Below are 23,991 nucleotides of genomic sequence, written 5' to 3' on the forward strand. Positions count from 1 at the left end.
CGGATGACCATTGTGGACATTCTCGGAGATCTTCCGACGATTGACGTGAAATGATCACATCGGGGATGCTGACCGGATGACCGACTTCTCCTATCGCTGGCGTGACCCGGTCACCGACGACGAGATGTCCGATCTCGTCCGTTCGCACGGCGGGCAACCCGAGCCCGGCTGGTGGAACGGCATCCGGCGGTTCAGCCTCGGCTGGGTCACCGCCCGCGACACCGCCGGGACGCTGGTCGGCTTCGTGAACGTCGCCTGGGACGGCGGGGATCACGCGTTCCTGCTCGACACGAAGACCCGCGGGACCCATCAGCGCCGGGGGATCGCGACCGCCGTCGTCCGGCTCGCCGTGACCCACGCGCGAGCGGCGGGCTGCGAATGGCTGCACGTCGACTTCGTGCCCGGACTGCGTTCCTTCTACTTCGACGCCTGCGGTTTCCGGCCCACCGAAGCAGGCCTGATCCGGCTCACGGGCTCGGGATCATGAAGCTCAGCACGGTCGCCTGAAGCAGCGAGATCACCCCGACCACGGCGGTCAGCACGACCGACCACAGGAACGTCTGCCGCAGCAGCGCGCCTTCCTGGCCGGACTGTCCGATCGCGGTGGCGCCGATGGACAGGTTCTGCGGCGAGATCATCTTGCCCATCACGCCACCGGAAGTGTTCGTGGCGCCGGCGAGGATCGGGTCGACGTGCAGTTGCTGCGCCGAGATCACCTGCATCGGCCCGAAGAGACTGTTCGTCGAAGCGTCCGAACCGGTGAGGAAGACGCCCAGCCAGCCGATGTAGGCGGAGAACAACGGGAACAGCACGCCGGTGGTCGCCAGCGCGAGACCGAGGGTCTGCGTCGCGCCCGAGTAGTTCATGACGAACGCGATCGCGAGGATCATGAAGATCGTCGCCAGCGCCCACCGCATCTGGTGCAGTGTCCGGCGATAGGTCGCCAGCAGCAGCCGGGGTTTCGCGCCCATCGCGAAACCCGCCACGATCGCCGCGATCAGGGCCACGGTTCCGGGTGAGTAAAGGAAATCGACGGTCAAAGTCGCCGCGTACGGGGTGTCCTTCGGCGTGATCGGCGCGTGCTGGACGACCTCTTTGTGCAGTCCCGGCCACGCGAACACCCAGTCGGCCTTGTGCAGCAGCTTCGTCAGGTCCAGCCAGTCCGGCAGGTTCTTGAAGATCGTGCCGATCCGGGAAAGGAAGATCGCGGCGATCAGGACGATGTACGGCGCCCACGCGTACAGCGCGCCGCGTCCGGCCTTCGCGGCACCGAGACTCGCCCCGGCCCTCACCGGTTCTTCGCCGTCGAAACGCCAAACCGCCGCCGGCTGCCAGAACCGCGTCAGGATCCACAGCGACGCCATCGCGGCGAGCGCGGCGACGACGTCGACGAGGCTCGGGCTGATGAAGTTCGAGGTGACGAATTGCATGACCGCGAACGACAGACCGGCCGTCAGGACCGCGGGCCAGACCTCGATCATCCGTTTCCAGCCCGCGAGGACGACGATCAGGAAACCGGGGACGATCAGCGCCAGCACCGGGAGCTGGCGGCCGACCATCGACGAGAACAGATCCGTCGCCTGTTCCTGTTTCATGCCGAGGATCGGCGCGGTCAGCCTGCCCAGCACGATCAGCGGGTTGCCGAGGCCGCCGAACGCGACCGGCGCGGTGTTCGCCAGCAGCGCGAGCACGACCGCCTTCACCGGCGGGAAGCCGAGCGCGGCCATCATCGCCGCGGTGATCGCGATCGGCGAGCCGCCGCCCGCGATCCCTTCCAGCAGCGCCCCGAACCCGAACGCGATCAGCAGCGCCTGGAGGCGGCGGTCCTCGCTGAACCCGGCGAGGACCGCCTTGATGCTGTCGAACCGTCCGGTCGCGACGGTGACGTTGTGGAAGTACACGGCGTGGAACGCGATCCAGGCCACCGACCACACCCCGAACACCAGCCCCATGGCCGCGGAGTCGAGGGCGAGCCCGGCAGGCATGCGGTACAGCAGGACCGCGACCAGCAGCGCGGTGATCAGCGCCAGCGCGGCCGAGAGGTGCGCCGACCGGCGCAGGACACCCAGTGCCACCAGCAGCACGATGATCGGGAGCGCGGCGAGCGCCGCGGACAGCCACAGCCCGCCGGCCGGCTGGTAGTCCTGGATCCAGCCCACTTCAGCCCCTTTGCGCGCGGACGTAACCCAGCCGCAGCGACAGCGCGGCGGCGGTCCCGGCCACCGTCGCGCCCAGTTCGTCGGTGCGGCGGAGCACGCGTCCGGCAGGGCCCGCGATGCTGATCGCGGCGATCGGCCGTCCGGTGTGGTCGCGGACGGCGGCGGCCACGCAGCCCACGTCCGGTTCGTTCTCGACGTCGTCCACGGCCCAGCCGCGACGGCTCGTCCTGGCCAGGTCGTCGAGCAGCCGGGCCGGATCGTTGATCGTCTTGAGCGTGAGGCTGTCGAGTTTCATCCGGCGGATGCGTTCGACGCGGTCCTGTTCGGGCAGTGCCGCCAGCCACGCCTTGCCCAGCGACGTCGCGTGCTGCGGACGGCGGGTGCCGAGACGGCAGGCCAGCGTGACGGCGTTGGCGCTGCGTTCGGTGGCGACGTAGACCATCGTGTCGTTGTCCGGGACCGCGAGGTACGTCGTCTCGCCGCTGCGCTCGGCGAGCGACGCGAGATAGCGCGGCGCGCAGCGGTGGAGGTCGGTCGCCGCCATCGCGCGGGCGCCGAGTTCGACCAGCCGGGTACCGAGCCGCACGCGGCCGGTGGCGCGATCGGCTTCGAGGTATTCGAGATTCTTGAGGGTGCCGACGATGCGGTACGCGGCGCTCCGGGAGAGACCCAGTTGCCTGGCGATCGCGTTGGTGGAAATCTCCTGGTTCTGGCCGACGTGCTCGAGAACCGCGAGCCCGCGCTCGAGAGTGCCACTGGAATCCAGGCCGCGTGGTGTGCCCACTTCGCCCTCCGTTGGACCGGGGTACCGATGACCGGCACCTGTTTCCGTTAAGCGGATTCGGACGTTAACAGCTCCGCCGACCCTTGGGAAGGTTTCTTAACAAACTGTCGACCGGACAAGTTTTCCCAGCTCGGGGGCTTCCGGTCAAGATCACCGGTTTGGACCAATCCTTTCGGCGGTTCCGATTCGGCGTATGACTTCAGGGGTCATTTTTCTGTTCACGGATATGAAAGGACCCCCGCCGGAAAATCGCGGCGAGGGTCTTGCCCGGAGTCTGTTTCTAACGGACCGAGAGGTTTCCGACCGCTCGGACGACCGCCGTGCAGCGGTCCTCGACGTAGTCAAGACCGCCTTCTTCGGCGATCCGGCGGGACTCGGCGGAGACGATGCCCTGCTGCAGCCAGAGCGCCTTCGCGCCGATCGCGACGGCCTGTTCGGCGATCGGCGGGGTGTCGGCGGACGGGCGGAAGACGTCGACGAGGTCGACGGGCTCCGGGATGTCGGTGAGCGAGCGATAGACCTTCTCGCCCAGCAGCTCGTCGGCCGAAGGATGGACGGGGATGATCCGGAAGCCGTGTTCCTGCAACACGGCGGCGACCCCGTGCGAGGCCTTGGCCGGATCGCGGCTCAGCCCCACGACGGCGATCGTCTTCGATCCGGCGAGGATCTCGGTGGCGCGATCGGTCATACCGGGTTCAACCGCGCCGGGCCCCGGGGAATTCCTAGAGCTTCCACAGCCGCAGGCCGCGTACCCGGTACACCGGCCAGACGACGTGCCAGGCGCGGCGCCGCAGGAAGACCGCGGAACAGGTCAGGACGCTGCGCGCGGACGTCGTCGCGACGTCGTGCCGGTCCGGCCAGATCTCGCCGTGCCGCCCGGCCGCGATCCGGAAGACGTTGACCAGGCCGCGGCCCTGCAGGTCGAACTTCGCGCCGGTGTCGCCGGAATCCGGGGTGAGGGAAGCGATCTCCGGGCCGAACGCGGCCGCGGGCGCCGGCCCCGCGTCGGCGGGGAGGTCGCCGACGGTCGCCGAGATCGCCTTGCCGTAGAGGCGGCGGGTGTAGCGCGCGAGCAGCAGCCGTTCCCACAGCGGCAGGACACGGCGGTGCTTCAGCAACGCCGAACACTCCGCGTGGCCGATGGCGAAGATGTCGGTCAGCTCGTCGTAGGCGTTGTGCGCGGCGGGCTCGTTGAGGTGCACCCGGACCTCGTACCGGATGCGCGCGGTGAGCTCGTCGAGCTCCTCGCGGCGGTCGATCCTGGTCTTCGCCCGTGAGAGCGTCCAATCGGACATGGGAAGCAGGCTAGGTGATGATCGGGGCCGTGCGAGACCCTTTCGGCCTAATCTGGTCGTACCGGCCAGTGGAACGGGCGTCTTGTGCGGCCCCTGCCGACGGGGCAGAGTTCGGCTGGTCGGAAGGAGCCCATGGACGCCAGCACGCTGCAGGAGGCCGCGGCCGCGCTGCTCAGCGCGTACGAGACCGGCAAGCCGATCGCGCCCCTCATCGAGACCTATCCCGCCGCGACGCTGGAGGACGCGTACCGCATCCAGCAGCGGCTCGTCCGCCATTGGGCCGAACGCGGCGACGGTGTGCGCGGGCACAAGGTCGGCCTCGCGTCCGCCGCCATGCAGCGGCAGATGGGCGTCGACCAGCCCGACTACGGCCACCTGACCGCTTCGATGTTCCATCTCGAACATCAGCCGATCCCGATCGGCGACTTCCTGCAGCCGAAGATCGAACCGGAGATCGGGTTCGTGCTCGGCTCGCGGCTGCGCGGCCCCGGGGTCACGGTGGCGGACGCGCTGCGGGCGGTGGACTTCGTCGTCCCGGCGCTGGAGATCGTCGATTCCCGTATCCAGGACTGGAAGATCAGCATCGTCGACACCATCGCGGACAACGCGTCCTCGGGTGGTGTCGTGCTCGGCAGCAGGCCCACCGCGATCGGTGACCTCGACCTGCGGCTGGTGGGCTGTGTCCTGCACCAGAACGGCGAGATCGCGGCGACCGGCGCCGGTGGCGCGGTGCTGGGCTCGCCGGTGAACGCGCTGGTGTGGCTCGCGAACACGGTCGGGCCGCTCGGTGTCGCGCTCGAACCGGGGCACGTCGTGCTGCCGGGCTCGATGACGCGCGCGATCCCGGTGAGCCCCGGCGACACCGTCGTCGCGACGATGGCGAGGCTCGGCAGTGTCACCGCGAAGTTCTCCGGGGAGGAGCGGCCGTGAGCCTTGACCTGCGTGAGGCGGCGGAAGCGCTGCTGTCCGGGGAAGAACGCGATCCGCTGACCGACGCGTGGCCCGCTTTGGACGTCGAAACCGCGTACGCGATCCAGGACGAGGCGCTCCGGATCCGGCAGGAACGCGGCGAGACACTGATCGGCGTCAAGCTGGGCCTGACGTCGCGGGCGAAGCAGCAACGGATGGGCATCGACTCGCCGTTGCTCGCGTGGCTGACCGACGCGATGGTGCTTCCCGCCGGTGTCCCCGTTCCCTCGCTGATCCACCCGCGTGCCGAACCGGAGCTGGTTTTCGTGCTGGGACAACGGCTTGCGGGTCCTGGCGTGACCTCGGCGACGGCGCTGGCGGCGGTCGAGCGGGTCCACGGCGGCGTCGAGATCATCGACAGCCGGTACCGGGACTATCGCTTCTCCCTGCCGGACGCCGTGGCGGACAACGGTTCTTCCGCGTACTTCACGCTCGGCCCGGTGGGCGCCGAGCCGGCTTCGCTGGACCTCTCGCTGGAGGCGGCGCTGCTGGAGGTCGACGGCGCCATCGTCGACACCGCCACCGGCGCGGCCGTGCAGGGACATCCGGCGGAAGCGCTGGCGCTGGCGGCCAACGCCCTCGGCGCGCGCGGGCTCGCGCTGGAGCCGGGCTGGATCGTGCTCACCGGCGGGATGACCGACGCCGTCGACGTCCGCCCGGGTTCACGGGTGGCGGCGCATTTCTCGCATCTGGGCTCGATCACGCTCGCCGGTTCGTGATCTCGGCGCGGTCGGCCGTCCGGAGCAGACCGCGGGTCAGCCGCGGCCAGATCGCGCGCGGGAGGTCGTGCCCCATGCCGGGGACGACGTCCAACTCGGACTCCCGCAGCGCGCGGGCCGTGGCCCGGCCGCCGGAAACGTGCACGAGCGGATCCTTCGAACCGTGCACGACGAGGGCGGGAACCTGGAGTTTCCGCAACGCGCGGAAGCGATCGCGGCCCGACATGATCGCCGCCAGCTGCCGTGCCGTGCCGCCGGGGTCGACGCCGCGGTCGTAGGACCGTTCCGCGCGCTCGCGCATCCGGGTCTCGTCGAAGGGATAACCCGGCGAGCCGATGACGCGGAACGTGCGCACGAGGTAGTCGACGTACTCCTCGCGATCACGCGGAGGAGCCGAAAGCAGCATCGCCAGCGCCTTGGCGCTCGGCCGCCCGACGAACCGGTTCCCGGTGGTCGACATGATCGACGTCAGCGAGCGCACCCGTGAGGGATACTCGATGGCCAGCGTCTGCGCGACCATCCCGCCCATCGACGCGCCCACGACGTGCGCGCTCCCGACGCCGAGTTCGGTCAGCAGCGCGGCGGCGTCGCCCGCCATGTCCGCCAGGGAGTACGGCGCCGCGCGCAGGGTGTACGCGAGCGGCAGGTTCACCCGCCCGGTCATCCGGCTGGAGCGGCCGGCGTCCCGGTTGTCGTAGCGGATGACGAAGAACCCCTCGGCCGCGAGGTTCTCGCAGAGTTCGTCGTCCCACCAGATCATCTGCGAGGCCAGGCCCATGATCATCAGCAGTGGCCTGCCGTCCGGCGGGCCGAACGTCTCGTGGCACAACTCGATGCCGTTCACCGCGGCGATCGTCTCCGGCATTCCGACAGTGTGACTACTCGCCGCGATACGCGCGAGCCTGGATCTCGTAGAGCTCGTGGTAGAGGCCTCCTTCCTCGATGAGTTCGGCGTGCGTGCCCTGTTCGATCAGCCGCCCTTTCTCCAGTACCAGGATCCGGTCCGCGGAGCGGATGTTGGCCAGCCGGTGGGTCACCAGGATCGTCGTGCGCCTGCCCGCCCCGGAGACACTCGCGTGCCGGAGCCCGGCGAAGACCCGCGCCTCGGCCTTGGCGTCGAGCGCGGCCGTCGGCTCGTCGGCGACCAGGACGGCGGCGTCGCGGTAGATCCCGCGGGCGATGCCCATCCGCTGCCACTGCCCGCCCGAGAGGTCCTGCCCGTCGTCGAACTTCTTCGACAGCACCGTTTTCTCCTTGGCGGGCAGGGATTCGATCACCTCGTCGGCGCCGGAGGAGGTGATCGCGTCGAGCCAGGCGACGCTGTCCGGGTCCTCGCGGCCGAGCCTGCCGACGATCACGTTGTGCTCCGCGGTCATCGGCCATTCGGCGGGATCCTGCGCGATCACGGCGATGTTCGTGTGCACCGACTCGTGATCGGCGCCCGCGAGATCGACGCCGTCCCAGTACACCTTCCCTTCCGAGGGTGGATAGAGCCCGGTGAGCAGCTTGCCCAGCGTGGTCTTGCCCGAACCGTTCTCGCCGACGAGGGCGACCACCTCGCCGCGCCGGATGGTCAGCGAAACCTCGCGCAGGGCGGGGTTTTCCTGACCGGGATAGCTGAAAGTGACGTTGTCGAGCCGGATCTCCGCCGGATCCGGCGGGGCGGCGACGCCGTCCTTCAGCGGGCCGCGTTTCCCGGATTCCACGAGCAGCTTGTGGAAGAAGGCGATGTAGAACGACTCCTCGTACAGGGAGTTCACCGCGTGCATCGTGATGGACAGCGAGTTCGACGCCGTCCGCATGGCGAGCGCGGCCGTCCCGGCGAGGGCGAGTTCCATCTGGCCGCTGTAGAGCAGGAGACCGAGTACGAGGTACGCGATCGCGGTGCCCACCCCGGCGGCCGCGCGGCCGGTCAGCCGGACCAGGTTGCTGCGATGCGCGAGCCGGACCTCCTCGCGCATCAGGCTTTCGGTGATCCGCCGGTACTCCTGGAGCAACGGCTCCTGCAGGGTGAGGGCGTGCCGTTCGAGGGCGAATTCGCGGTACGTGGCGACCTCCTCGACGATCCCCTTCCGGATGTTCCGGCCGACGGTGTCGAGATAGTGCCGGTAGTTCAGCCGCGCGACCTTGGCCGCGGCCCAGCCGTCGGCCGCCGCGGCGAGCAGCAGCACCGGCGCGAGCCACGGGTTGAGCAGGCCCGCCGCCACCAACGCGGCGATCAGCGAGATCAGCGCCGACGTCAGATCCGCGAGCCAGCGCAGGCTCATCTCGATAGAGCGGACGCCGTACCGCGCGCCCTGCCTGGCCAGTTCGCGGAAATCGGCGTCCTCGAAGGCCAGCAGCCGGACCCGGACCATCGCGGCGGTGACCTCGTCACCCGCCGAGGTCACGATCCGCGGCCGGAGCGCGCCCTCGACCGCGGCCACCGCCGTGTCGAGCAGCGCGCGCACCGCATACGTGCCGACGACGATCACCAGCGCGGGCAACGATTCCAGCACCCTTTCCGGCGTCGGCCCGCTTTCCAGCAACGCGACGAACACGTTGGCCGTCGCCAGCAGGCCGAACGCGGTGACACAACCGGACAGGACGTGGACGACGCCGGCGAGCAGGGTCAGCCGCGGCGACGTCCGCCAGGCCAGCCGCAGCACGATGGCCACGGCCGACGGGAGCGCGCGGATGGCCTCGGCCATCCCCGCCTCGGCCACGGTCTCGTCGACCGCGGCCCATTCGGGCATCTTCAGGTTCTCGACCCCGATCAGGGGCACCGGCGCTTCGGGCACTCCTTCTTCTCTACGCGCCCCCACCGACATTTCCGAGAGCCGATGGGGCTGCGGTGACGCGTCGGCCGGGTGGGTCGTGAGTGGTAAGTGACGTTAGAACGTCACTTACCACTCACGACCACCTCGACCCGAGGCGATCCGTCGGGATGGCGGCGTTTGCGGAAGCCACTTTCCGTGAAGGCCCCCTTCCCTCGGCTCAGCCGAGGAAACTCGACCTTCACACGTTCCCAAGTACATGAAGGCCCCCTTCCTTGCGCCAGGCGCAAGGAAGGGGGCCTTCATGTACTGCAGGTGGGCATGCCGCCTGTACCGATGCCTCACCGCGGTCCCTTCAGCTCCAGCCCGCCATGGGCTACCCTCTCGCTAGAGCGATCTATCAAGTCGCAAGGGGGCGAACATGGAAGCTCTGCGAAACCAAGGGCTCACCGCGCTACGGCTGATCCTGGCCTTCACGCTGCTGTCCACCACGCTGCACTACGCGCACAACGTGATCAGAGCGGCGGACTACCCGCAGATCGAAGGGATCCCGGTCGGCGTCGCCGCCACCTTGGTCGCCATCGTGTACTTCGTCCTGACCGCGATCGGCCTGCTCGGCTACCGCGACTACCTGCGCGGACGGTACTGGCGGGCGCTCGGGTTCCTGATGGTCTTCTCGCTGTCGGGGCTGGCGAGTCTCGGCCACTTCCTGGTCGGCGTTCCGCAGGTCCCGGCGTTCTGGTTCGCCACGATCTTCACCGACGGCGCTTCGGCGCTGATGCTGTGGGGCTTCGTGATCTGGGCGTCGGCGAAGCTCAATCGGGTGCCCACGCCCGCTTATACGCCGTAAGTGATGTGGTGGGGCGCGGCGACCTTGTTGATCTTCTCGGGATCGATCGCGCCCTGGGTGAAGACGGCGGGCCCGGCCTCGAACAGGTCCTCCAGGTAGTGCTCCCAGCCGCCGGGGGACGAGATCTGGAGGACCCGGGGCGGCTCGGAGACGCGGCGCAGTGCGTGCGGGACACCGCGCGGCAGCAGGACGAAAGTGCCCTTGGCCGCGACGTGGCTCTCGTCGTCGAAGTCGATCCCGAGCTCGCCTTCGAGTACGTAGATGCACTCGTCGGCCTCGTGGTGCACGTGCCGCGGGATGTCCATGGCCAGGGTGACCTCGAGCAACGAGAACCTCGTCTCGGTGTCCTCGGTCATCGCCTTGACGCTGAACGCGGGCGGTAGCGGCACGCGGCCGGGCCGTGCCTCGCCGGGTTTGAGCAGCAGAAAACGATCCTTCGGCATGCTATGCTCTCCTTCATACGGAAGTGGATTCCGTTTCCACTTAATCGCGAGGGAGGCAGGTTGTCAATCAAGCCGCGAGCGGACGCGGAGCGCAATCGGGCACGGGTGACGGAGGCCGCGCGGGCGTTGTTCGCCGAACGCGGGGACGACGTGCAGATGCCGGAGATCGCCCGCGCGGCCGGTGTCGGCGTGGGGACCGTGTACCGCCATTTCCCCGATCGCCAGGCGCTGGTCGAGGCGGCCGCGGAGTATCGGTTCGCGGAGATCGAGGAGTACGCCCGGGCGCACTGCTTCGGCGAAGATTCCGGTCTGGAGCGCTACTTCCGGTATGTCGGCGAGCTGCTGTCCGGCGACCGAGGTCTCACTGCCGCCATCGACTCGGCTCGCGGGCGGCCTGGAAGCGAGCCCCGAGGTACCGCGCGCGGGCGCCTCGAAAGTGTGGTCGCGGAGATCATCGCCCACGATCAGGCGGCTGGTCTCGTTCGCCGGGACTGCACCGTCGCCGACGTCTATCTGCTGGTCGGCGCGCTTTCGTCCGTCATCCGTACGGGTTCCGACTGGGGTCGCTTCCTCGAACTGACGCTTTCCGCGCTCCGTGACCAACTTTCTACATAACATTGACGGTAGTTAGTGCAATGTAGACAATCGATGGGGTGACGCGGACCACATCGGTGACGTTCGAACGTCATCCCAGCGGCTACCGGCACTGGAAACTGTCCACCGACGGCGACGTCGCGTGGCTCGAACTCGACGTCGATGCCGGCGGAGGGCTCGTACCGGGTTACGAGCTCAAGCTCAACTCGTACGACCTCGGCGTCGACATCGAGTTGTACGACGCCACGCAGCGGCTGCGGTTCGAGCATCCCGAGGTCCGCGTGGTCATCGTGACCAGCGCGAAGGACAACGTCTTCTGCGCCGGGGCGAACATCCGCATGCTGGCGTCGTCGACGCACGAGTGGAAGGTGAACTTCTGCAAATTCACCAATGAGACCCGCAACGCCATGGAAGACGCCACCGCGCATTCCGGGCAGCTCTACGTCGCCGCGGTCAACGGCACGTGCGCCGGCGGTGGCTACGAAATCGCGCTCGCCTGCGACAGGATCCTGCTGGTCGACGACAACTCCTCGACCGTCGCGCTGCCGGAGGTCCCGCTCCTCGGCGTCCTCCCCGGCACCGGCGGGCTCACCCGGGTGGTCGACAAACGCGGCGTGCGGCGGGACCTCGCCGACGTCTTCGCCACCCGCCCGGACGGGGTCAAGGGGCGGACCGCCGTCGGCTGGCGGCTCGTCGACGAACTCGTGCCGCGCCAGGGTTTCCGCGAAGCCGTGCTGGCCAGGGCGAAAGAACTCGCGCGGACGACCGGGCGGCTCGACGGCGAAGGCGTCGAACTGACGCCGCTGAAACATCGTTATGTCGACATCGTCCAGGGCGAGACCGAAGCGACCATCACCGTCAAGGGGCCCGAAGACGACGACGGCTGGTTACTGGACGTCACCCGCGAACTGGACGACGCGATCCTCCGCCTGCGCACCAACGAACCCGGACTCGGCACGTGGGTGCTCCGCACCGAGGGTGATCCCGCGAAGGTCCTGGAGCACGAACGAGCCGTTTTCGACGCGAAAGACTGTCTGAGCAACGAAATCGTCCACTACTTCAAGCGGACGCTGAAACGCCTGGACGTCACCAGCCGCAGCCTGATCGCCCTCATCGAGCCGGGTGGCTGCTACGCCGGGCTCCTGCTGGAACTCGCGTTCGCCGCGGACCGCCAGTACATCTTGGACGGGCCTCCGATCGACGACGAAGAAAGTGACGAACGTGCGTCGATCACGTTGTCCGAAGCCAACTTCGGCCGCTTCCCGATGGGCAACGGCTTGACCCGTCTGGAGTCTCGCTTCTTCGGCGACCCGGACCACGTCACGAAGCTGGCGGAACGACGCGGCGAACCGCTGAGCCCGGTGGAGGTGAACGAACTCGGCCTGGTCACCGACGCTCCGGACGACCTCGATTGGGAGGACGAGATCCGGATCGCGCTGGAAGGACGGGCTTCGCTCAGCCCGGACGCCCTGACCGGAATGGAGGCGAACCACCGGTTCGTCGGTCCCGAAACGACGGAAAGCAAGATCTTCGGCAGGCTCGCCGCCTGGCAGAACTGGATCTTCACTCGTCCGAACGCATCCGGTCCCGAAGGCGCGCTGCGTCGCTACGGTACTGGTCAGAAGGCCGTCTTCGACAGGAAGCGGGTTTGAAAGTCCATGCCCACCAAGATCGATTACGACGCCAAGATCCCCAACAACGTCGATCTCTCCGGGGACCGGCGGCTCCAGCGGGCGCTGGAGGGCTGGCAGCCGAAGTTCCTGGACTGGTGGGGCGAAATGGGCCCCACGCTGCGGACCCAGGGCGTCTACCTGCGCACCGCGGTCAGCGTCGGCCGGGACGGCTGGGCGCATTTCGACCACGTCAACGTGCCCGACTACCGCTGGGGGATCTTCCTCGCGGAGCCCGGCCCGGACCGCGTCATCGGCTTCGGCGAGCACAAGGGCGAGCCCGCCTGGCAGCAGGTCCCCGGCGAATACCGCGCCGACCTGCAACGGCTCATCGTCATCCAGGGCGACACCGAACCCGCGTCGGTCGAGCAGCAGAAACTGCTGGGGCTCACCGCGCCGAGCCTCTACGACCTGCGGAACCTTTTCCAGGTCAACGTCGAAGAAGGCCGTCATCTGTGGGCGATGGTGTATCTGCTGCACGCCTACTTCGGCCGGGAAGGCCGCGACGAAGCGGAAGGCCTGCTGCTCCGGAATTCCGGAAGTCCGGACGCCCCGCGCATCCTCGGCGCCTTCAATGAGGAGACCGCGGATTGGCTCGCCTTCTACATGTTCACCTATTTCACCGATCGCGATGGCAAATATCAGCTGGGCACCCTCAAGGAAAGCGGCTTCGACCCGCTTTCCCGCACTTGTGAATTCATGCTCAAGGAAGAGGCGCACCACATGTTCGTCGGCACCACGGGGGTCGACCGCGTGGTCACCCGCAGTGCCGAACTGATCCGTGAGCACGACACCTTCGACATCGCCGGGCACGGCGGGATTCCCCTGGAAGTCATCCAGCGTTATCTCAACTTCCACTACACCGTTTCCCTCGATCTGTTCGGCAGCGAGACCTCGACCAACGCGGCGAACTACTACACGGCCGGGCTGAAAGGCCGCTGGCAGGAGACCCGCCGCAAGGACGACCACCGGCTCACCGACGCCGCCGGGTCGCTGTCGCGGCCGCGAGCGGACGGCACCTGGGAGACCGAGGAACACCAGGCCATCCTGCTGCTGAACCTTGATCTGCGGGAGGAGTACCGCGCCGACTGCCAGACCGGGGTCAACCGGTGGAACAAGATCCTGGACGAGGCCGGTATCGACTTTCGATTCGTCCTCCCGCACCCTGGATTCAACCGCGAAGTGGGCATAAACTCCGGCCACCATGTGACGCCCGACGGCACGGTTGTCGACGAGCGGACCTGGCTGGCCGGCAAACGCAAGTGGCTGCCCACTCCCGAAGACCTGACCTTCGTCCGATCGCTGATGCACCCGGTGTACGAGCGAGGAAAGATCGCGAGCTGGGTGGCGCCGCCACGCCAGGGCATCAATGGGAAACCGTTCGATTACGAATACGTTTACCTGAGCTGAGCCGATAGAAGGTGGCCCCGTGACCGCTGCTGCTACCGGGTTCAACGCGGCGAGCTATCTGCTCGACCGGCATCTGGCGGAAGGTCGCGGGGCGAAGCCCGCCGTCGTCTCCCCGCGGCGAAGTCTCACGTACGCGGAGCTCGCGGCGGAAACCCGCCGTGTCGCGGCCGGGCTGAAGGCGATCGGCGTCCGGCCCGAGGAACGGGTCCTGTTCTGCATGGTCGACGACGTCGAGCTGCTCACCGGGATCCTCGGCGCGATGCTGGCCGGAGCGGTCGCGGTGCCGGTGTCCACCATGGTCACCGGGATGGACCTCGGCAAGGTGCTCGCCGATTCGCGGGCCAGGGTGCTGTGCGTCTCCGGCGAGTTCGCCGCGCAGGCGACGATCGCGCTGGGGCTGGCGCCGGAGGTCACCGACGTCGTGCTGGACCGGGCCAAGGCCGCCGAACTCCCGGCACGGGTACGCGCGCACCAGTGGAGTGATCTGTCCACAGTGGACGACGTTGGTTTCGCGCCGGCGCCGACTTGGGAGGATTCGCCCGCGCTCTGGCTGTACACCTCGGGGACCACCGGCAAGCCGAAGGGCGCGATGCACCGGCACGCCGGCATTCGCGCGGTCTGCGAGACGTACGCGCGCGGCGTGCTGGACATCGGACCGAACGACCGTTTCCTTTCCGTTCCGAAGCTGTTCTTCGCCTACGGCTTGGGTAATTCGGCGTTCTTCCCGCTCGCTTCCGGCGGGACGGCGCTGCTCGAACCGGCGCGGCCGACCCCGGGGCTGATCGCGGCCAGGGCCCGCGCGGAGCGGCCGACGTTGTTCTTCGCCGTCCCGACGTTCTACGCGGCGCTGCTTGCCAGCGACATCCCCGACGACACGTTCGCCTCGGTACGCCAAGCGATTTCGGCGGGCGAACCGCTGCCCGCCGTGCTGTACGAACGGTTTCGCGACCGGTTCGGCGTCGAGATCCTCGACGGGATCGGCTCGACGGAGGCGCTGCACATCTTCCTGTCCAACCGGCCGCGTCAGGTGCGTCCCGGCAGCACCGGCGTCCCGGTACCCGGCTACGAGGTCGTGCTGCGCGACGAGCACGGCGACCCGGTGCCGGACGGGCAGCCCGGTGAGCTGTTCGTCGCCGGGCCGTCGATCGCGACCGGGTACTGGGCGCGGTACGAGACGACGAAGCAGGTCTTCCAGGGGGAATGGCTGCGGACGGGCGACAGTTTCGTGTGCAACGCGGACGGCAGCTACACCTGTCTCGGGCGTTTCAACGACATGCTGAAACCGGGCGGGATCTGGGTTTCGCCCGCCGAGGTCGAGGACAGGCTGCTGCAGCATCCGGCGGTCGCCGAGGTCGCGGTCGTGGCCGCCTTCGACGCCGACGGCATCGAGAAACCGGTCGCGTGCGTGGTCGGCGTCCCCGGGCACCGGCTGGACGCGGACGAGCTGATCGACTTCTGCCGGGCCGGGCTGGCGTCGTTCAAACGGCCGCGGGGCGTCGTCGAGCTGGGCGAACTGCCGAAGACGGCGACCGGGAAGATCCGGCGCAACGTCATCCGGGAGCTGGTGCGGGACATGTACGAGGTCCGGGCCCCCGCCCCGCCGCATTTAGTCCTCTGAACGCGGTCCTTGCACACGCAAGTACCGCATCCAGAGGACGAAATGCGGTCTTTCGCTCGCTCGAATGACCGCGTTCAGAGGACGAAACGCGGGGTCAGCCGACCACCTCGTGCAGGCACAGGACGTTCCCCTCGCTGTCGGAGAACCAGGCCGCGCGTTCCTTGCCGAGGTCGGCGATGTGGCCGACGGTCTTGATGCCGTCCGCCTCGAAGTCCTGGAACCGCACCCCCCGGCCTTCCAGGGCCTGCACCTCGGCGGCCAGGTCGCCGACCTCGAAACTCAGCGCGGTGTTCTCGCTCTGCGATCCGGCGGGCATCGGGCGCAGGCCGATCACGCCCGCGCCCGCCTCGAAGTAGACGGTCCCGTCCTCGCCGGTGGAAGTCCGGCGCAGGCCAAGGGAATCCGCGTAGAAGCGGCCGGCGCGTTCGGCGTCGGTCACCGGGAGCATCGTCGTGATCGTCGACTCGGTGAGCATCCCCAAAGCTTGCGCTTCGAGGAAGCCGCGGGCCAGCGCGGGTTTTTCAAGAACCGTTGACGGTGCGCAGCGTCCGCATGGCTTCGGCCAGGCCGGGCGCGCCGTCACCGAGCGGAGCCAGGACGATGCGCCGCAGGATCTCCGCGCACGCCTCCCGTGCCCGCTCCGCGACGTCGAGACCGTGTTCGGTGAGCGCCGCGAACGTGACGCGGCGATCGTCCGGGCTGGGCACGCGGCAGATCAGGTCCGCGGCGACCAGCCGGTCCGCGACCTTGGTGAACCCGCCGCTGGACAGCGCCGCCTCGACCGCCAGCCGCGTCATCGGCATCCGGTGCTCGGGTGACCGCACGAGCCGCAGCAGGATGTCGAACGACGCCGGCGCCAGGCCGAACCGTTCGGCGATCTCGCCCATCAGCTTGTTCTGCGTGGCCAGGTAGCCCTCGATCACCAGGCCCCACCACGTGACCACTTCGTCGTCGTTCGGTACTTCCGATTTCGCCACAGTCACGCGAGCGAGGGTACACCCAAAACTCTTCCAGGAATATATCTTGCGCGCGAGAGGTTTCCGGGTTAGCTTGATTTCACCGGCTACCGGAGGAGGGGCACCATGTCGATCAAGACCTCGGGCCTGCATCACGTCACCGCCATCGGTGGCGATCCCCAGCGCAACGTGGACTTCTACACCCGGGCCCTCGGCTTGCGGCTGGTGAAGACCACCGTCAACTTCGACGACCCAGGCACCTTTCACCTCTACTACGGCGACGAGCACGGCAAGCCCGGCTCGCTGATGACCTTCTTCCCGTGGCGGGACGCGCCGAAGGGCCGTCATGGCACCGGCCAAGCGACCACGACGTCGTTTTCCGTGCCGGAAACCTCCCTCGGCTGGTGGAAGCGGCACCTCTCCGAGAACCGCGTCGAGACCAGCCAGATCCGCAATTCCGACGGCGAGGAGACGCTCACCTTCGCCGACCCGGACGGCTTGAAGCTCGCCCTCGTCGCGCATCCGCAGGGCGACCCGCGCGACCCTTGGGACACGAAGCTCGTCCCCGCCGAGCACGCGATCCGCGGCCTGCACTCCGTCACGCTTTCGGTGTCCAAAGAGGACGCGACCGCCGGGATGCTGACCGACGGGCTCGGCCTGACCTTCGTGGGCCAGGAGGAGAATCGCCTACGGTTCTCGGCCGGTGAAGGCGGCCCCGGCGCGCTCGTCGACGTCCTCGTGACGCCCGACGCCCCGCGCGGGCTGGTGGCGGCGGGCACCGTGCACCACGTCGCGTGGCGCGCGCCGGACGAGGCGACCCAGGCCGCGTGGCGCGACGAGCTGATCGACGACGGCGTGAACGTGACGTCCATCCTGGACCGTCAGTACTTCCGCTCGATCTACTTCCGCGAGCCGGGCGGCACCCTGCTCGAAGTCGCGACGGACGAACCCGGGTTCGCGATCGACGAGCCGCTGCTCGAACTCGGCCGCGCGCTGAAGCTGCCGCCGTGGCTGGAGCCCAAGCGCGAGGACATCGAGGCCATGCTGCCGAAGCTGGACCTCCCGAGCGAGAACAACCCGCGATGAGCGCCTTGGAACACCAGTACGTCGAGGGGGCGCCGGACGAGCCGGTGCTGCTGCTCCTGCACGGCACCGGCGGCGGTCCGGACGATCTCGTGCCGCTCGCCCGGCGGCTGAGCCCGGATTCGGCGCTGCTCGCGCCGGCCGGGCCGGTGTCGGAAAACGGTGCGGCGCGGTGGTTCCGGCGGCTGGCGGAGGGCGTTTTCGATCACGAGGACGTCGTCTTCCGCGCGAACCAGCTGGCCGATTTCGTGGTCGCTTCGCGTGCGGAGTACGGCTTCGGGGACCGGCGGCTGGTCGCCGTCGGGTTCTCCAACGGCGCCAACATCGCCGCCGCGGTGACCCTGCTCCGCCCGGACGCCGTCCGGGAGGCCGCGCTGTTCGCGGCGATGTCGCCGCTTCCGGAGCCGCCGCGGCACGAGCTGACCGGTACCCGGGTCTTCCTGTCGAACGGCGAACACGATCCGATGGCGCCCCTGGCGTCGGCCGAAGCGCTCGTCCGTGACCTGCGCGAACGCTCCGCGGACGTCGTCGCCCACCGGCATCCCGGCGGGCATCAAGTGACCGGTGACGGTTTGGCGTCGGCCGCGGAGTGGCTCGACGGTGGGCGGGGAGAGCAAAGCACGCGAACGTAGCATCGTCGGATGACTAACGGGGATCTCGTCCGGGCCCAGGCCCTGCTCGAACGGGTGCTGCTCGCGGACGGGCACAACGATCTGCCATGGGAACTGCGGGTCACCACCGGGCCGGACCCGGTCGAGGCCGTCGCCGGTACGGATCTCACGGTCCGTCAGCCGCATCTGCACACCGACTTCCCGAAGCTCGCCGAAGGCAGGCTCGGGATGCAGTTCTGGTCCGTCTACGTGCCCTGCCAGTTCGAGGGGCACAGCGCGGTGACGGCGGTGCTCGAACAGATCGAGATCGTGCACCAGATGGCCGAGCGCTACCCCGATCGCCTGGCCCTCGTGGACACCGCCGACGAAGCCGAAGCCGCCTTCCGCGACGGCAAGATCGCGTCGCTGCTGGGTGCCGAGGGCGGCCACAGCATCGCCGAATCCCTTGGCGTGCTGAGGATCCTGCGCCGCCTCGGCGTCCGCTACATGACGCTGACGCACAACTACAACACCACCTGGGCCGACTCCGGCACCGACGAACCCGCGCACAACGGGCTCACGGACTTCGGCCGTGACGTCGTCCGCGAGATGAACAAGATCGGCATGCTGGTCGACCTCTCGCACGTCGCGCCGAGCACGATGCGCGACGCGCTGGAGGTCAGCTCCGCGCCGGTGATCTTCAGCCACTCCTCGTGCGTCGCGGTCAACGACCATGCCCGCAACATCCCCGACGACGTCCTGGAAATCCTCGCGGCCAAGGACGGCGTCGCGATGGTGACGTTCGTGCCGGGCTTCATCTCCCCGAAGGTCTCCGAGTGGGACGACCGGCTGCGCCAGGACATGGAAGCCGCGGGCCGGGACTACCGGAACATCGACCAGCGCACGAAGTTCACCGCGGAGCGCGGTGGCCCCGAGAAGCCGAAGGCCTCCATCGACGACGTCGTCGCGCACATCGAGCACGCGCGTGAGGTGGCCGGTGTCGACCACATCGGTCTCGGCGGGGACTACGACGGAGTCGCGACGCTGCCCGAAGGCCTCGAAGACGTTTCGAAGTACCCGGTGCTGTTCGCCGCGCTGCTGGAACGCGGCTGGAGCGAAGAGGATTGCGCGAAGCTGGCCGGTAAGAACACCTTGCGCGTGCTGCGCGCCGCGGACGAGGTCACCCGTTCGGACGCTTGAGGGCGCGAGAGCGCGGACTTCGGCGGACACTGTCCTGCATGACGCAGCCGCAGGAGGGTGCCGCCGAGGTTCCGGTCGAGCCCGCTTCGCCGCCGGAAACCGGCGGTGCGCGCCACAGCGGGAAATTCGAGGCCGGTCCGAAGCTCAAACGGACCCGGGTGAGCGGCACGTGGATCGCCGTCGTCGTGGCGCTGATCGTGCTGGTGTTCCTGCTCGTGTTCATCCTGCAGAACCAGGACACGGCCACCGTCCACTTCCTGGGCACGTCCGGCAGCATGCCGCTGGCCGTCGCGATGCTGTTCTCCGTGATCGCCGGCGGCGCGCTGGTCGCGCTCGTCGGCGGTGCCCGGATCCTGCAACTGCGCAAGCAGGCCAAGAAGTCCCGGCATCAACTGCGCTGAAGGGTCCCGCGCCGGAACTCGCTCGGGTTGACGCCGCGCACGCGTTTGAACGCCGCGCTGAACCCGAAGGGATCGGAGTAGCCGACGGTGCGGGCGATGTCCGAGATGGTCGCGGATTCCTTGCCGGTCAGCAGATCCGCCGCGAGGGTCATCCGCCAGCGGGTGAGGTAGGTCAGCGGCGGTTCCCCGACGAGATCGGCGAACCGCTTGGCCAGCGTCGACCGGGACACCCCGGTCCGTCCGGCCAGCGAGCCGACCGTCCACGGCGCCGCCGGTTCCGCGTGCAGCAGGCGCAACGCGTCGCCGACCACCGGATCCCGCTGGGCCGCCCACCACGCCGGTGGCTCGCCGCCGGGCCGGTCGAACCATTCGCGCAGGGAACAGACCAGCATCCAGTCCAGCAGCCGGTCGAGGACGACCTGCTGACCCGGCGCGTCGACGGCGACCTCGGCAGCGAGATGGTCCAGCACGGGATCGCCCGCGCCCCCGGCGTCCACCCGCAGCACGACGGGCAGCGCGTCCAGCAGCGGGCGGCCGATCTCGCCGCGCACCGGATACGCGCCGACGATCAAGGTCGTCTCGCCGCCGCCGGCGTCGTCGACCCAGCCCAGACGATGCCTGGTCCCGCCCTGTTCGGGCGTCGCGCAGTGCTCGCCGCACGCGATCGGCTCGGCCGCGGTGCCGACCTCGTCGACGAAGGTGAACGTCGCCGGTCCGCGCACGATGATCGTCTCGCCCGCGCGAAGCGGCTCGGGCGGACCGTCCTCCGGCACGATCCAGCCCCCGCCGGTGAGCACGGCGCACAGGGTCAGCGGCGCGCCGTCCACGAAGTGCAGTGACCAGGGCGGGGACAGCGTCGAGCTGCCGAAAAGCGAGCCGTGGGAGCGCACCCCGCGGATCAGGTCACTGAAGACGTCCACGCCCCCGACATTAGACGAATACACAGGCGATCCGGCTTCTCGCCTATGGGCACGTCCAGGCTCGCCGGGTTGAATCGAGCCCATGCTGACCGCCGAAGACCTCGAATTCCTCCGCCGCCCCCTGCACGGCTTCCTGACCGTGGCCGACGGTCCGGTCCGGCCGGTGTGGTTCGAAGCCACCGACGACGGCACCGTCCAGCTGTTCACGCCCAAGGACTCGCCCAAGGTCCGGAAGCTGGACGGCGATCCCCGCGCGTCGATCGTCGTCGCCGCGCCGGTCGGTGAACGCGAACGCTGGGTGTCGGTCGCCGGGAGCGCCACGGTGGAGCCCGACGGGGCGCACGAACTGGCCGCCCGCCTCGCCGAGCGTTATTGGGACCTTGAGGACCCGGCCCACGCGGGCGAACTCGCCGGGATCCAGAACTTGGATCTCGTCCGGCTCGTCCTCCGTCCGGAGAAGGTCAGCCGTTACTCGATGTGATGATCGACGTCATCCCGAGCACGGCGGCGCAAACGTTTTCGTCGCCCTTGGCGGTGACCCGATCCCGGTCTGCCGGGTTTCGGGTGCACAGCCGCCAGAAGGTGTCCGCGTCCGTCGTCACTGAGGCCAAAGGTGCCCGTGACGTCGGCGCGACGCGATCGATCGCCCAGCCGTCCGCGGTCCGCTGCGCCGTCCACTTCCCGCCGCCCTGGCCGGTGACGGTGTAGGCGACCTGCCGCCCTGTCCGCGTTTCGATGTCACGCAGGGTATGCGGCAGCGCCCGCATGAAGGTGTCGATGACCGGCCCGCGGAACTCGCTCTCGTCGAGCATCCGCGCCCCGACGGCTTCACGGATCTGCTGCTGGTGCACCCAGAACTCGGTGTACTCGCGGGCGACGTCGAGCCAGACCGGCGCCCGTTCGTCACCGGCCCAGCTCACCGGATCGCCGACGGCGTCGAGGTCGGCGCGGCCGAACATCTCCGCGATCTGCGAGGTGCTGTCCACCAGCATCGCGAACAGCACCTCGGGAGACAGCCGTCGGCAAGCGACCACCCATTCGTCGTTGATCCGGTCGATGAAGTCGCCGAACCGCTCGCCCTCGCGCGGCGCCGTCGTCCGGTAGTCGTCGCGATCGCGCGACAGCCTGCCGAGTTTGTCGCCCAGGATGTGGGCGGCGAGATCGTGCACCGTCCAGCCCGCGCACACCGTCGGCGCGGCCCACTGCTGGCCGTCCAGACCGGTGAGGACGTCCATCAAGGCCTGCTCCTCCCGCGCGAACAACGGGAGGACGTCGATCGGCGGACCCCAGCGCGTGAAGCTCATGAAGCCATCCAAACACCCTCGTCGATCACAATTTCGGCCGTTCGGCCTACTCGCAGGTAGCATCAGCGCGAACGTGAGGGGAGTGCCCGTGAGCAACGATCGACCCGCCGGTGACGACCTGGCCGCTTTCGCCAAACGCGCGGGGCAGCTGGCGGGCTGGGCCGCCCGCACGGGGTTCGAGTTCACCCGCAAGCTCCCCGGCGTCGAAATCGCGGAGCAGGTCATCAAACAGGGTGAGCGGCAGCTGCTTTCGGAGCTGCGCCGCCGTCTCGACGAGGTCGACGATCCGTACCACGCGGCGCTCACCGCGGCGTCCGCGATGAACCGGCCCGACACCAGCGGTGCGCGCCCGGTCGAAGCGACCATCACCCTCGTGCACACGCGCGCCCAGCTCGAACCACTCCGCGCGGCGATGGCCGAACTGCTCAACCACTCGATCGGCTTCGGCCGCGAGCGGGCGCGCGAGTACCTCTACGCGATCATCCTGCGGCAGCTGACGCCGGACGAGGCCCGCATCCTTTCCGCGCTCTCCGACGGCTCGCCGTTCCCCGCCGTCGACGTCGCCGAGCGGACCAACCTCGGTGGTGCCGGGCGGTTCGTGCTGCGCAACGCCTCCACCGTCGGCAAGGCAGCCGGGGTGTCGCTGCCCGACCAGGTGCCCGGCTACCTGACCCGGCTGATCGGGCTCGGCCTGGTCGAGCTGGACGAAGAGGTGCCCGCGCTGGAGACGCAGTACGAGATCCTGCTGACCGACGAGACCGTCCGCGAGGCGGAGAAGTCGGTCAAGCGGGCCAAGTTCGTCAAGCGGACGGTCCACATCTCCCGGCTCGGCGCCCAGTTCTGGCAGGCCTGCGACCCGAGCGCCGGCTGACCCCGGCATGGGTGCGTTCCTCGACGGGATCCTCGCCGATTTCGGCCGCCACTGGCCGATCTACGTCTCCATCCCGATCGTCGCCGCCCTGATCGGCTACACCACCAAACTCGTCGCGATCCGGATGATGTTCCAGCCGGTCGAGTTCATCGGGATCAAACCCTTCCTCGGCTGGCAGGGCATCGTGCCCAAACGCGCCGCGCGGATGGCGAGCATCGCCTGCGACACGATGACCGAACAGCTGATCAAACCGGCGGAGATCGTCGCCCGGCTCGATCCGCAGAGAATCGCGCGGGAGATCGAAAAACCGCTCCAGGCCGCCGTCGAGGACATCGTGCGCGACGTCGCGGCCCAGTACCAGCCGGGGCTGTGGGAATCGCTGCCGGTGGGGATGCAGCGGCTGGTGATCCAGCGCGTCCAGGCCGAGACGCCGAAGATGGTCGCGGCCGTGCTGGAACTGATCAAGTCCGATGTGGACAGTGTGTTCGACCTCAAGGGCATGGTGGTCACCGCCCTGGTCAAGGACAAACGGCTGCTGAACCGGATCTTCCAGGAGGCGGGCGACAAGGAGTTCAAGTTCATCGCCCGCTCCGGCATCGTCTTCGGCGGGCTGATCGGCGTCATCCAGATGGTCGCGTGGGTGCTGTTCAAGTTCCCGCTGATCATGCCGCTGTTCGGCCTCTTCACCGGCTGGTTCACCGACTGGCTGGCGCTGCGCATGATCTTCTACCCGATCGAAGAGCGCCGGTACTTCGGCGTGCGCTGGCAGGGCCTGTTCCTGAAGCGGCGCGGTGAGGTCGCGGAGGCGTACGGCGCGCTGATCGCGAAAGAGATCATCACCCCGCACAACGTGATCGAGGCGGTGCTGCACGGGCCGCTGTCGGACCGGGTGCTCGGGCTCATCCAGCGTCAGCTCGACGAACAGCTCGGACGCCGCGTCGGCGTCGGGAAACCGCTGGTGGTGTTCGCCGTCGGCAGCAGGCGGTATCAGGACATGAAGCTGAACATCGCCGAGAAGATCATGGACAAGCTGCCGGAGACCATGCGCTACATCGAGGACTACGCCAACGACGCGATGGACATCCGGAACGTCCTGGTGACCAAGATGAAGGAGCTGTCGCCGCGCGAGTTCGAGGGCCTGCTGCGGCCGGCTTTCCAGCAGGACGAATGGATCCTGATCGCCACCGGCGCCGTCCTCGGCTTCGCCGTCGGTGAGGCCCAAGTGCTCCTCCTGGAACACTTCGCCGCCTGACGCCCACCCTCTCTCCGCTCCTCGCACCCTCTCCGCTCCTCGCACCCTCTCCGCATTTCGTCCTCTGAATGCGGTAGTTCGCTTACCCAACTACCGCGTTTCGTCCTCTAAATGCGGTCCTTGCGTGGGCAACTACCGCATCCAGAG

Annotated in this window: 26 protein-coding genes; 15 read left to right on the forward strand and 11 right to left on the reverse strand. The window is 68.6% G+C overall.

Translation table 11 applies throughout. From position 1 onward, the window contains the following. The first annotated feature begins 76 nt into the window (after positions 1-76). On the forward strand, positions 77-487 hold the full coding sequence (locus IE302_RS24425) for a GNAT family N-acetyltransferase (RefSeq protein WP_191256786.1): 411 nt from the start codon (positions 77-79) through the stop codon (positions 485-487). On the opposite strand, the gene IE302_RS24430 is transcribed toward IE302_RS24425, so the two are convergent. The 4 genes from IE302_RS24430 to IE302_RS24445 all read right to left on the reverse strand — a co-directional run bounded on the left by IE302_RS24430 (position 468) and on the right by IE302_RS24445 (position 4,238). After that, positions 468-2,159, reverse strand: coding sequence for an L-lactate permease (locus IE302_RS24430; protein WP_191256787.1), 1,692 nt, complete (start codon positions 2,157-2,159; stop codon positions 468-470). The two genes, IE302_RS24425 and IE302_RS24430, sit on opposite strands and share 20 nt — an antisense overlap. Before the next feature lies 1 nt (position 2,160). Further along, positions 2,161-2,943, reverse strand: a complete 783-nt coding sequence (locus IE302_RS24435; protein ID WP_005165190.1) for an IclR family transcriptional regulator — start codon at positions 2,941-2,943, stop codon at positions 2,161-2,163. Positions 2,944-3,223: 280 nt separating this feature from the next. Beyond that, positions 3,224-3,631: a CoA-binding protein gene (locus IE302_RS24440; RefSeq protein WP_191256788.1), complete on the reverse strand. Its 408-nt coding sequence runs from the start codon at positions 3,629-3,631 to the stop codon at positions 3,224-3,226. A gap of 34 nt (positions 3,632-3,665) precedes the next feature. After that, positions 3,666-4,238: a hypothetical protein gene (locus IE302_RS24445; protein ID WP_191256789.1), complete on the reverse strand. Its 573-nt coding sequence runs from the start codon at positions 4,236-4,238 to the stop codon at positions 3,666-3,668. A gap of 132 nt (positions 4,239-4,370) precedes the next feature. On the opposite strand from IE302_RS24445, the gene IE302_RS24450 reads away from it, so the two are divergent. Further along, entirely contained in the window at positions 4,371-5,168 is a 798-nt protein-coding gene (locus tag IE302_RS24450) for a 2-keto-4-pentenoate hydratase (protein ID WP_191256790.1), read from the forward strand. Then, positions 5,165-5,926, forward strand: a complete 762-nt coding sequence (locus tag IE302_RS24455; protein ID WP_191256791.1) for a 2-keto-4-pentenoate hydratase — start codon at positions 5,165-5,167, stop codon at positions 5,924-5,926. The genes IE302_RS24450 and IE302_RS24455 overlap by 4 nt, the downstream gene beginning before the upstream one ends. Here the strand turns inward: IE302_RS24455 and IE302_RS24460 are convergent. Beyond that, entirely contained in the window at positions 5,907-6,791 is an 885-nt protein-coding gene (locus IE302_RS24460; RefSeq protein WP_191256792.1) for an alpha/beta fold hydrolase, read from the reverse strand. The genes IE302_RS24455 and IE302_RS24460 overlap by 20 nt on opposite strands. A gap of 13 nt (positions 6,792-6,804) precedes the next feature. After that, positions 6,805-8,706 carry an ABC transporter ATP-binding protein gene (locus IE302_RS24465; RefSeq protein WP_191256793.1) on the reverse strand — a complete coding sequence of 634 codons (1,902 nt, stop codon included), beginning with the start codon at positions 8,704-8,706 and terminating at the stop codon, positions 6,805-6,807. Positions 8,707-9,103: 397 nt separating this feature from the next. Between IE302_RS24465 and IE302_RS24470 the strand changes: the two genes are divergently transcribed. Beyond that, complete coding sequence (locus tag IE302_RS24470; RefSeq protein ID WP_191256794.1) at positions 9,104-9,532, forward strand: hypothetical protein; 429 nt, start codon at positions 9,104-9,106, stop codon at positions 9,530-9,532. On the opposite strand, the gene IE302_RS24475 is transcribed toward IE302_RS24470, so the two are convergent. After that, positions 9,520-9,975, reverse strand: coding sequence for a cupin domain-containing protein (locus IE302_RS24475; RefSeq protein WP_191256795.1), 456 nt, complete (start codon positions 9,973-9,975; stop codon positions 9,520-9,522). The two genes, IE302_RS24470 and IE302_RS24475, sit on opposite strands and share 13 nt — an antisense overlap. A gap of 60 nt (positions 9,976-10,035) precedes the next feature. On the opposite strand from IE302_RS24475, the gene IE302_RS24480 reads away from it, so the two are divergent. Genes IE302_RS24480 through IE302_RS24495 form a run of 4 tightly spaced genes read left to right on the forward strand, consistent with a single transcriptional unit; the run spans position 10,036 to position 15,267 of the window. Next, on the forward strand, positions 10,036-10,590 hold the full coding sequence (locus IE302_RS24480) for a TetR/AcrR family transcriptional regulator (protein ID WP_229907922.1): 555 nt from the start codon (positions 10,036-10,038) through the stop codon (positions 10,588-10,590). A gap of 38 nt (positions 10,591-10,628) precedes the next feature. Next, on the forward strand, positions 10,629-12,221 hold the full coding sequence (boxC, locus tag IE302_RS24485) for a 2,3-epoxybenzoyl-CoA dihydrolase (protein ID WP_191256796.1): 1,593 nt from the start codon (positions 10,629-10,631) through the stop codon (positions 12,219-12,221). A 6-nt stretch (positions 12,222-12,227) separates the two neighbouring features. Further along, positions 12,228-13,649, forward strand: a complete 1,422-nt coding sequence (gene boxB, locus IE302_RS24490; protein ID WP_191256797.1) for a benzoyl-CoA 2,3-epoxidase subunit BoxB — start codon at positions 12,228-12,230, stop codon at positions 13,647-13,649. A 19-nt stretch (positions 13,650-13,668) separates the two neighbouring features. Then, on the forward strand, positions 13,669-15,267 hold the full coding sequence (locus tag IE302_RS24495) for a benzoate-CoA ligase family protein (protein ID WP_191256798.1): 1,599 nt from the start codon (positions 13,669-13,671) through the stop codon (positions 15,265-15,267). Between the two features lie 94 nt (positions 15,268-15,361). Here the strand turns inward: IE302_RS24495 and IE302_RS24500 are convergent, their stop codons facing one another. Both IE302_RS24500 and IE302_RS24505 read right to left on the reverse strand, forming a co-directional pair. Next, positions 15,362-15,742 carry a VOC family protein gene (locus tag IE302_RS24500; protein WP_191256799.1) on the reverse strand — a complete coding sequence of 127 codons (381 nt, stop codon included), beginning with the start codon at positions 15,740-15,742 and terminating at the stop codon, positions 15,362-15,364. 46 nt (positions 15,743-15,788) lie between these two features. Continuing rightward, positions 15,789-16,250, reverse strand: coding sequence for a MarR family winged helix-turn-helix transcriptional regulator (locus IE302_RS24505; protein ID WP_191256800.1), 462 nt, complete (start codon positions 16,248-16,250; stop codon positions 15,789-15,791). Positions 16,251-16,349: 99 nt separating this feature from the next. Between IE302_RS24505 and IE302_RS24510 the strand changes: the two genes are divergently transcribed. The 4 genes from IE302_RS24510 to IE302_RS24525 are packed head-to-tail and all read left to right on the forward strand — an operon-like array spanning position 16,350 to position 19,497. Further along, positions 16,350-17,309, forward strand: coding sequence for a ring-cleaving dioxygenase (locus IE302_RS24510; RefSeq protein WP_191256801.1), 960 nt, complete (start codon positions 16,350-16,352; stop codon positions 17,307-17,309). Beyond that, positions 17,306-17,938 (forward strand): alpha/beta hydrolase, encoded by a 633-nt coding sequence (locus IE302_RS24515; protein ID WP_191256802.1) that lies wholly within the window; start codon positions 17,306-17,308, stop codon positions 17,936-17,938. The genes IE302_RS24510 and IE302_RS24515 overlap by 4 nt, the downstream gene beginning before the upstream one ends. A 9-nt stretch (positions 17,939-17,947) precedes the next feature. Then, the gene (locus IE302_RS24520) at positions 17,948-19,096 is read left to right on the forward strand and encodes a dipeptidase (RefSeq protein WP_191256803.1); all 1,149 of its coding nucleotides are present in this window, start codon (positions 17,948-17,950) and stop codon (positions 19,094-19,096) included. A gap of 38 nt (positions 19,097-19,134) precedes the next feature. Further along, positions 19,135-19,497 carry a LapA family protein gene (locus IE302_RS24525; RefSeq protein ID WP_191256804.1) on the forward strand — a complete coding sequence of 121 codons (363 nt, stop codon included), beginning with the start codon at positions 19,135-19,137 and terminating at the stop codon, positions 19,495-19,497. On the opposite strand, the gene IE302_RS24530 is transcribed toward IE302_RS24525, so the two are convergent. Next, entirely contained in the window at positions 19,485-20,417 is a 933-nt protein-coding gene (locus IE302_RS24530; RefSeq protein ID WP_191256805.1) for an AraC family transcriptional regulator, read from the reverse strand. The two genes, IE302_RS24525 and IE302_RS24530, sit on opposite strands and share 13 nt — an antisense overlap. An 82-nt stretch (positions 20,418-20,499) precedes the next feature. Here IE302_RS24530 and IE302_RS24535 point away from each other — a divergent pair, with 82 nt between their 5' ends. After that, positions 20,500-20,898 (forward strand): pyridoxamine 5'-phosphate oxidase family protein, encoded by a 399-nt coding sequence (locus tag IE302_RS24535; protein ID WP_191256806.1) that lies wholly within the window; start codon positions 20,500-20,502, stop codon positions 20,896-20,898. Here IE302_RS24535 and IE302_RS24540 read toward each other — a convergent pair. Continuing rightward, a complete protein-coding gene (locus IE302_RS24540) occupies positions 20,879-21,721 on the reverse strand; it encodes a maleylpyruvate isomerase family mycothiol-dependent enzyme (protein WP_191256807.1) in 843 nt (280 codons plus the stop codon). The genes IE302_RS24535 and IE302_RS24540 overlap by 20 nt on opposite strands. Before the next feature lie 88 nt (positions 21,722-21,809). Between IE302_RS24540 and IE302_RS24545 the strand changes: the two genes are divergently transcribed. Together IE302_RS24545 and IE302_RS24550 are read left to right on the forward strand one after the other, a co-directional pair. Further along, positions 21,810-22,592, forward strand: a complete 783-nt coding sequence (locus IE302_RS24545; RefSeq protein ID WP_191256808.1) for an Abi-alpha family protein — start codon at positions 21,810-21,812, stop codon at positions 22,590-22,592. 7 nt (positions 22,593-22,599) lie between these two features. Continuing rightward, positions 22,600-23,844, forward strand: a complete 1,245-nt coding sequence (locus IE302_RS24550; RefSeq protein ID WP_191256809.1) for a DUF445 domain-containing protein — start codon at positions 22,600-22,602, stop codon at positions 23,842-23,844. Positions 23,845-23,991 lie beyond the last annotated feature (147 nt).

Origin of the sequence: Amycolatopsis oliviviridis, from assembly GCF_014654365.1 — a bacterium.
Taxonomy (GTDB): Bacteria; Actinomycetota; Actinomycetes; order Mycobacteriales; family Pseudonocardiaceae; genus Amycolatopsis; species Amycolatopsis oliviviridis.

Coding starts and splice junctions, on each gene's coding strand:
- IE302_RS24425 (WP_191256786.1), top strand. CDS start 77: ATGACCGACTTCTCCTATCGCTGGCGTGACCCGGTCACCGACGACGAG.
- IE302_RS24440 (WP_191256788.1), bottom strand. CDS start 3,631: ATGACCGATCGCGCCACCGAGATCCTCGCCGGATCGAAGACGATCGCC.
- IE302_RS24445 (WP_191256789.1), bottom strand. CDS start 4,238: ATGTCCGATTGGACGCTCTCACGGGCGAAGACCAGGATCGACCGCCGC.
- IE302_RS24450 (WP_191256790.1), top strand. CDS start 4,371: ATGGACGCCAGCACGCTGCAGGAGGCCGCGGCCGCGCTGCTCAGCGCG.
- IE302_RS24460 (WP_191256792.1), bottom strand. CDS start 6,791: ATGCCGGAGACGATCGCCGCGGTGAACGGCATCGAGTTGTGCCACGAG.
- IE302_RS24470 (WP_191256794.1), top strand. CDS start 9,104: ATGGAAGCTCTGCGAAACCAAGGGCTCACCGCGCTACGGCTGATCCTG.
- IE302_RS24475 (WP_191256795.1), bottom strand. CDS start 9,975: ATGCCGAAGGATCGTTTTCTGCTGCTCAAACCCGGCGAGGCACGGCCC.
- boxB (WP_191256797.1), top strand. CDS start 12,228: ATGCCCACCAAGATCGATTACGACGCCAAGATCCCCAACAACGTCGAT.
- IE302_RS24500 (WP_191256799.1), bottom strand. CDS start 15,742: ATGCTCACCGAGTCGACGATCACGACGATGCTCCCGGTGACCGACGCC.
- IE302_RS24510 (WP_191256801.1), top strand. CDS start 16,350: ATGTCGATCAAGACCTCGGGCCTGCATCACGTCACCGCCATCGGTGGC.
- IE302_RS24515 (WP_191256802.1), top strand. CDS start 17,306: ATGAGCGCCTTGGAACACCAGTACGTCGAGGGGGCGCCGGACGAGCCG.
- IE302_RS24520 (WP_191256803.1), top strand. CDS start 17,948: ATGACTAACGGGGATCTCGTCCGGGCCCAGGCCCTGCTCGAACGGGTG.
- IE302_RS24525 (WP_191256804.1), top strand. CDS start 19,135: ATGACGCAGCCGCAGGAGGGTGCCGCCGAGGTTCCGGTCGAGCCCGCT.
- IE302_RS24535 (WP_191256806.1), top strand. CDS start 20,500: ATGCTGACCGCCGAAGACCTCGAATTCCTCCGCCGCCCCCTGCACGGC.
- IE302_RS24540 (WP_191256807.1), bottom strand. CDS start 21,721: ATGAGCTTCACGCGCTGGGGTCCGCCGATCGACGTCCTCCCGTTGTTC.
- IE302_RS24550 (WP_191256809.1), top strand. CDS start 22,600: ATGGGTGCGTTCCTCGACGGGATCCTCGCCGATTTCGGCCGCCACTGG.